4 protein-coding genes are annotated in these 6,000 nt (G+C 72.4%); all 4 read right to left on the reverse strand.

Annotated elements, in window-relative coordinates:
* Positions 1-98: 98 nt before the first annotated feature.
* The 4 genes from AA75_RS31090 to AA75_RS31105 are packed head-to-tail and all read right to left on the reverse strand — an operon-like array spanning position 99 to position 5,719.
* Positions 99-545, reverse strand: coding sequence for a hypothetical protein (locus AA75_RS31090; RefSeq protein ID WP_051813826.1), 447 nt, complete (start codon positions 543-545; stop codon positions 99-101).
* A 52-nt stretch (positions 546-597) separates the two neighbouring features.
* Positions 598-1,227 carry a hypothetical protein gene (locus AA75_RS31095; protein WP_033823633.1) on the reverse strand — a complete coding sequence of 210 codons (630 nt, stop codon included), beginning with the start codon at positions 1,225-1,227 and terminating at the stop codon, positions 598-600.
* Positions 1,227-5,000 carry an RHS repeat-associated core domain-containing protein gene (locus AA75_RS31100; protein WP_033823634.1) on the reverse strand — a complete coding sequence of 1,258 codons (3,774 nt, stop codon included), beginning with the start codon at positions 4,998-5,000 and terminating at the stop codon, positions 1,227-1,229. The genes AA75_RS31095 and AA75_RS31100 overlap by 1 nt, the downstream gene beginning before the upstream one ends.
* The gene (locus AA75_RS31105) at positions 4,997-5,719 is read right to left on the reverse strand and encodes a WXG100 family type VII secretion target (RefSeq protein ID WP_033823635.1); all 723 of its coding nucleotides are present in this window, start codon (positions 5,717-5,719) and stop codon (positions 4,997-4,999) included. Before AA75_RS31105 ends, AA75_RS31100 begins: the two co-directional genes overlap by 4 nt.
* Positions 5,720-6,000 lie beyond the last annotated feature (281 nt).

Genomic DNA, 6,000 nt, shown 5'->3' on the forward strand with positions numbered 1-6,000 from the left:
CGGTGGCCGTACTCACCTCGGATGTCGACGACTTGGCCAGGCTCTGCGGACCTCGCGTACGGCTCATCGCGATCTGAGTCCGAGCAGGATCGCGGCTCTCAGCCGTCCGGCTCCGAGTCGGTGCGGACGAGCCAGATGCTGTCCTCCTCGGTCGTGACGCCACAGGCCGTGCGACCGTCGCAGGACATCGTCACGAATTCCGGCTGCCCGGGCCCGTCGGTCAGTGTCGCCGCGAGGCGGGCGTCGTCCTGCCGGCGGACCCGGGCCCAGCCGAGGCCCCCGAGGCCGCGGGCGCCGACATGGATGAGGAAGGTGCCGTCCGGGCCGATCAGGCCGTGCCGGCGGGCGAGTTCGCGCCAACGCGTGTCGACCTGCTCGGCCCAGTCCGGCCGCGCGGTCGGAACGCTGACGTCGGGCTCGACCAGGAACCCCGCGACGCCTTGCCACACCTTCTGCGGACTCGGCCGGATCTCCTGGTCGGTGTCGGGCAGGACGGTGAGACCACTGCTCTCCAGCAGGAGCCTGCGTCGCTCGAGGAGGTTCACCGGTCTCTCCGGCACTTGTGCGGGTGCCTCGATGACGAGGGTGGGCCGGTCGTCACACCTGGTCGAGGGAGGAGCGGAGTTCGGCGTCGGTGATGGTCCCGGTGAGCCAGGACCAGAGGACCCTCGCGGCCCGCCGGTCGAGGCCGAGGCCTTGCTTGGCCGCGCGCAGGAACAGGCCGTCCGCGGTGGTGGCGTAGCGCCCCGAGGCCCGTAGGCGCAGGCAGGCGTCGGCCGGCCCGAGGCCGGTGGACACCAGCCGGGAGAGTTCGGCCACGTCGTCGTCGAAGCGCGACTGCCGGCGGATGCGGACGCCGTACGCGGCCTCGAACTCCTCGCAGAAGCTCCGGGCCGCGTACGACGGGCTGTTGCGCAGCCACCACTGGTCGATCGGGTAGGACGGGAACGAGTCGTCGGTCAGCACCTGCCGGACCGCCGGGTCGATCCGGCCGATCGCGTCCCGCAGGCCGCCCGCCTCCGGGCCGGCCAGCCGGGGGAGGACGTCGGAGAGGACCGTTCGCAGGGACAGGTCGTTGAGGTAGTCGTCGAGGTCCCAGGGGAACCCGGCCTCGCAGTCGGTGGCGAACCGCTGCCACCGGTCCAGTGCCTCCCGAGGGGTGATCCCGGTGCGCCACCCCTTGGCGGTGAACGCCTGCGAGAACTCCCGTTCGAAGTCGGCTCCCACTAGCGCTTGCTCTCCTTGTCCATGTACTCGATCGGGTCGTCCGGCCGGAAGAAGTTCGTGATCTTGCCATTCTGCCCGAACACCAGCCGGCCCGTGGGCGTGTGCAGTCGCAGGACCGCGCCGTCGCTCGCGCGGTCCACCTCCCGGATGTCGGGGGCCAGGGGGCGGTTCATCAGGTGCTCCGCGTCCTGCTCGTACCGGCCGAAGCCGTCGTCGTCCTTGTCCCGGTCCTGGTACTCGGGCATGTCGGCCTTCTCGCCGGGACGCTTCCCCTGCCCCAGGACGTGCTTGTCGTACTTGGCGTCGATGTTGTTGTGGTCCCACCGCATCGGCGGCCGCGGCGGGTGCGGGGAGAGGCCGAGCGGATCGGACCAGGTGTGCGGGTTGTGGACGTAGGTGTCCGGGTTGGGCGCGGGGGTGAGCCCGAGCGGGTCCGGCGAGGTGTAGCGGGCGGTCTCCGGGTCGTAGTACCTGTGCAGGTTGTAGTGGAGCCGCGTCTCGGGGTCGAAGTACTGGCCGGGGAAGCGCAGGGGCGTGTACGCGGCGCTGTCGCTCGGCCAGGTGGTGGTCCCCCACAGGGTCGTGGTGGTGCGCCAGGCGAGGGTCTCGGTGGCCGGGTCGACGAGTTCGGTGGGGGTCCCGACGAGGTCGGTGACGATGGCGAAGAACCGGCGGTCGATCCGGTCCTGCGCGGATCCGGCGGACTCGTGGGTGGTGATGGTCTCGGTCTGGGCCAGCGGACGCCAGCCCTGGTGGTCCCAGCTGAGCGTGTAGGGACCCGGCAGGTACGGGGCGTGCGTGGTCTGCTCGGCGAGGTGCGAGCCGTCCCAGGTGAACTCGACGCGTTCCTCGACCGCCGAGCCGTCGGGTGCGAGCCGTTCCTTCGAGGTGCGGCGCCCGAGCGGGTCGTAGCGGTAGCGCCAGGAGGTGCCGTCCGGGGTGACGACGCCGGTCAGCCGGTCCTCGGCGTCCCAGGTGTAGCGCCAGGTGTCGGGCTTCCTGGACAGCCGGGTCCGCTGCCGCAGGACCGTGCGACCGCGGTCGTCGTACTCGTACCGGATCCGGCCGGCGGACACGAGCTGGGTGCCCTGGTAGGTGCGGGCGCCGAGTGCGGCGCTCGCCGGCTCGGCGGCGGGCCACTGGGCGTCGACGAGGTTGCCGGTCGGGTCGTAGGCGTAGCTCTCCGTCCAGTTCTCGGCCCGGACGGCGGTGACCCGGCCGATCGCGTCCAGCTCGAAGCTCCGCCCGCCGCCGACCTGGGCGGTGACGCCGATGAGGTGGCCGTCGGCGCGGTAGCGGTAGTCGCGCTGTTGCAGGGTGGCGGAGCGGCTGCGGAGGGTCTGGCCGGTGAGCCGGTGCCGGCCGTCCCAGGCGCTGCTGAGGGTGAGCGTGCCGTCGACGGTCCGTTCGCACTCGCGTCCGGCCGCGTCGTAGGAGAAGTCGAACGTGCCGCCGGACGTGGTGAGTTCGGTCGGCCGGCCGTCGGGGTCGTAGGTCCAGTCGCTGGTGTGCCCGGCGGGTGTGATGCGGCGGGTCCGGCGGCCGAGGACGTCGCGGTGGTGGACGAGGGTGCGTCCGTTGACGGTCTCGGTCAGCAGATTGCCGAGTGCGTCGACGGTCCGGGTGATCCGGGTGTCCGGATCCGCGGCGCCGGTCAGGCAGCCGGCGGCGTCGTACCGGTACGTGGTGACACGGCCGTCGGCCTCCTTGGCCACGACCCGGCCGAGCCGGTCGTAGCGGTAGCGGGTCTGCCGGCCGTGGGCGTCGGACACCTCCGTCAGGCTCCCGGCCGCGTCGTAGCCGTAGCCGACCGTGCGGCCGTGGAAGTCACTCTCCCCGATGAGCCGTCCCGCCGCGTCGTACGCGTAGGTCCACTGCTTGCCGAGGGGGTCGGTGACGGAGACGAGCTGCATGTTCTCGTCGTAGCCGAAGGTGTAGCGGGCGTCGTCGGGGGTGGTGCGGGCGGCGAGGGCCTCGAAGTGGGTGAATTCGAAGGTGGTGGTCCGGCCGAGCGGGTCGGTGCGGGCGGTCCGGTTGCCCTCGCCGTCGTAGGTCCAGGTCTCGGTGGCGCCGTCGGGCGTGGTCCGGCTCGCCGGGCGGCCCTCGACGGTCCAGGTCATCCGGGTGACACCGCCGAGCGGATCGGTGATGGCCACGGTGCGGCCGTAGGAGTCCCGCTGATAGCGGGCGGTGGCCCCGGTCGGGCCGGTCACCTCGACCGGGAGCCCGGCCGGGTCGCACCGCAGGCGGGTGACTGCGCCGAGCGCGTCCGTGACCGAGACCGGGTGGCCGAGGTCGTCGTACTCGTAGCGGGTGACGGCGCCGAGCGGGTCGGTGAGCGTGACCCGGCGGCCGCGGCCGTCGTAGGTCTGCCGCCAGGTCACGTCGCCCGGTGCGGTGATGACGGTGGGCAGAGCGAGGCCGTCGGCGTACTCGGCGGTGCTCTGCAGGCCGTCGGGCCGGGTGATGGTGACCAGGTCGCCGGCGCCGTCGTAGGCGTAGCGGGTGGTGTGGCCGAGCGGGTCGGTCTCTGCCAGCAGGCGGTCGAACTCGTCGCGTTCGGTGAGGGTGGTGTGGCCGAGCGGGTCCGTCCGCGAGGTGATCTGGGCGTGCTCGTTGACCAGGTAGGTGGTGGTGTGGCCGAGCGCGTCGGTCTCGGTGTGGGTCCTGAGGCCGGTCGTGGGATCGGGGTCGCCGTAGCCGAAGCGGAAGCGGAGGAAGCCGTCGGTGCCGCCCTCGTCGACCACCCGGTCGAGGTGATCGTAGGTGTAGCGGTACCGGGAGTCGTTGCGGTCGGTCCAGGAGAGGATGCGGCCGGTGGCGTCGTTGGCGAAGCGCATGGGCTTGCCGGAGGAGTTGTAGACGGCGCTGAGGTGGCCGTCGGTGTAGCTGTACCGCATGAGGAGCGCGTCGCCGCCGTTGTCGCCGGCCCCGGCGAGGCGCAGGGCGGTGATGCGGTCGGCGTCGACGGTGACCAGCAGCCGGTAGCCGCCGGAGTGGGTGATGGACTGCGGGACGCCGTCGGCGTCGTAGGCGAGGGTGTAGTGGCGGCCGTGCCGGTCGCGGACCCGGGTGAGCAGGGCCTCGTCGCCCTCGGGGGTGGGGGTGAACTCCTTGACCAGGCCGGCCGCGGGGTCGGTGACGGTGAAGACGCCTTCGTGCAGGTCGAGTTCGTGCCGGGAGCCGGCCGACGCGAAGACGGGCAGGCCGGGTTCGGGATGCGGGTAGGCCTGGGTGATCCGGTCGGCGCGAAGGTGAACGACGCCCTGTTCGTCGATCTCCAGGCGCTCGTCGAAGGTGCAGAGCCACCTGGGGCCCATCCAGCGGCCCGCGAGGTAGCCGGACTCGAAGTTCCTGGTGAACTGCAGCGGCAGCGACCCGGGCAGGTCCGCGTCGACCTGGTCGATGAACATCCGGCCGGTCGCCATGTCGACCGGCTCGCCGCCCGGGCAGCGCGAGTCGTGCCGTCGGCCCTCGGTGCGCGGGCTCCGTACCTGGTCGCGGCCGCGGCCGCGCGGGTGCGAGCCGCCGCCCCGCCCTGCGCCGCCGCCCGAGCGGGGGTGCGGCAGCCCTTTGCCGTCCTCACCCTTGAGGATCCGCTCCAGGTCGCGGGCGTGCTTGGCGTCGGTCTCGCGGTGGTTGTGGGCGACCTTCTTCAGGTTGTCGCCGGCCTTGCGGTAGAAGCCCTTCAGCGCCTTGCCGGCGTCCTCGGCCAGTGTCCTGCCGAGCTTCTGCGCGCCGTGCTCCAGCGCTCTGACGATCTGGTTGCTCATTCGAAGCTCACCCCGGCGACCTTGGCCTGGAACGCCTGCGCGTGGCCGGCCACCGTCTCGGCGTGGTCGTGCATCAGCCGGGCGTGCTCGTCCAGCGCGTCCGGGTCGATCCGGAAGCCCGTGCCCCCGCCGCCGCCGGACACCCCGAGTGCGGACTCCGCCGCCTCGAAGACCAGCCCGCTCACCGCGCCCGCGACCACCTCGACCAGCGGGTCGATCGCGGCCTCGATCACCTGCCCGATGACGTACTGCTCCAGCTGCTGTTCCAGGTAGTTGACCAGCCGCTTGCCCGCCTCCTCGATGGCGATCACCGCGGCCTCCGCCGCCCCGAGGGTCGCCACCGCCGCCGCCTGGTCCGCCACCAGCGCCGCCGCCAGCACCACCAGCTCGGCGATGGTCTCCAGCTTCATCGCCACGATCACGTCCGCGGCCACGTCCAGCGCCGTCGCGACCGCGTGGCAGGCCTGCACCAGCTCGTTGAAGTGACTGTCCGACAGCTGCGACCACTTGGCCAGCAGTGCCTCGTACGACGCGCCCTCGTAGGCGGCGCCCAGCGCGTGCACGGTCGCCGTCGACTCGCGGTGGGCGGACTCCACGTTCCCGGCGAACTCCCTGACGTGCGAGGCGAACTCCCGCACGCTGTCCTCGTTCACCGTCGGCCAGTTGATCCCGATGAACGACAGCAGTGACACGACTTCACCGGGCAGCTCGATCGCCATGCGGTTACCTCCCCCGTAGCGGCATGCGGGTCGACCGTAGTGCAGGACCCGGAGCCTCGGGAAGCCGGACGGTGCCCGGACGCCCGGCGGATCCCGTCGCGATACCGGGTGGGGGTACCTTGAGCAGGGCGGCCGGTGCGGGTCGGACGGACGGCGGGGTGGCGGGGGCGGGGATGGCGGTACGCGGTGGGGCGGTGCCCCGGTTCGGGGTGCTGTGCGCGCTGCTGCTGGGGCTGTTCCTGATGCACGGTGACCCGGCCGCGGCGGCCGGCTGCCACCGG

It is taken from the genome of Kitasatospora sp. MBT63 (genome assembly GCF_000710465.2).
GTDB lineage: Bacteria > Actinomycetota > Actinomycetes > Streptomycetales > Streptomycetaceae > Kitasatospora.

Excerpts from the sequence above, each read along its gene's own strand:
- AA75_RS31100 (WP_033823634.1), bottom strand. The coding sequence starts at position 5,000 with ATGAGCAACCAGATCGTCAGAGCGCTGGAGCACGGCGCGCAGAAGCTC.
- AA75_RS31105 (WP_033823635.1), bottom strand. The coding sequence starts at position 5,719 with ATGGCGATCGAGCTGCCCGGTGAAGTCGTGTCACTGCTGTCGTTCATC.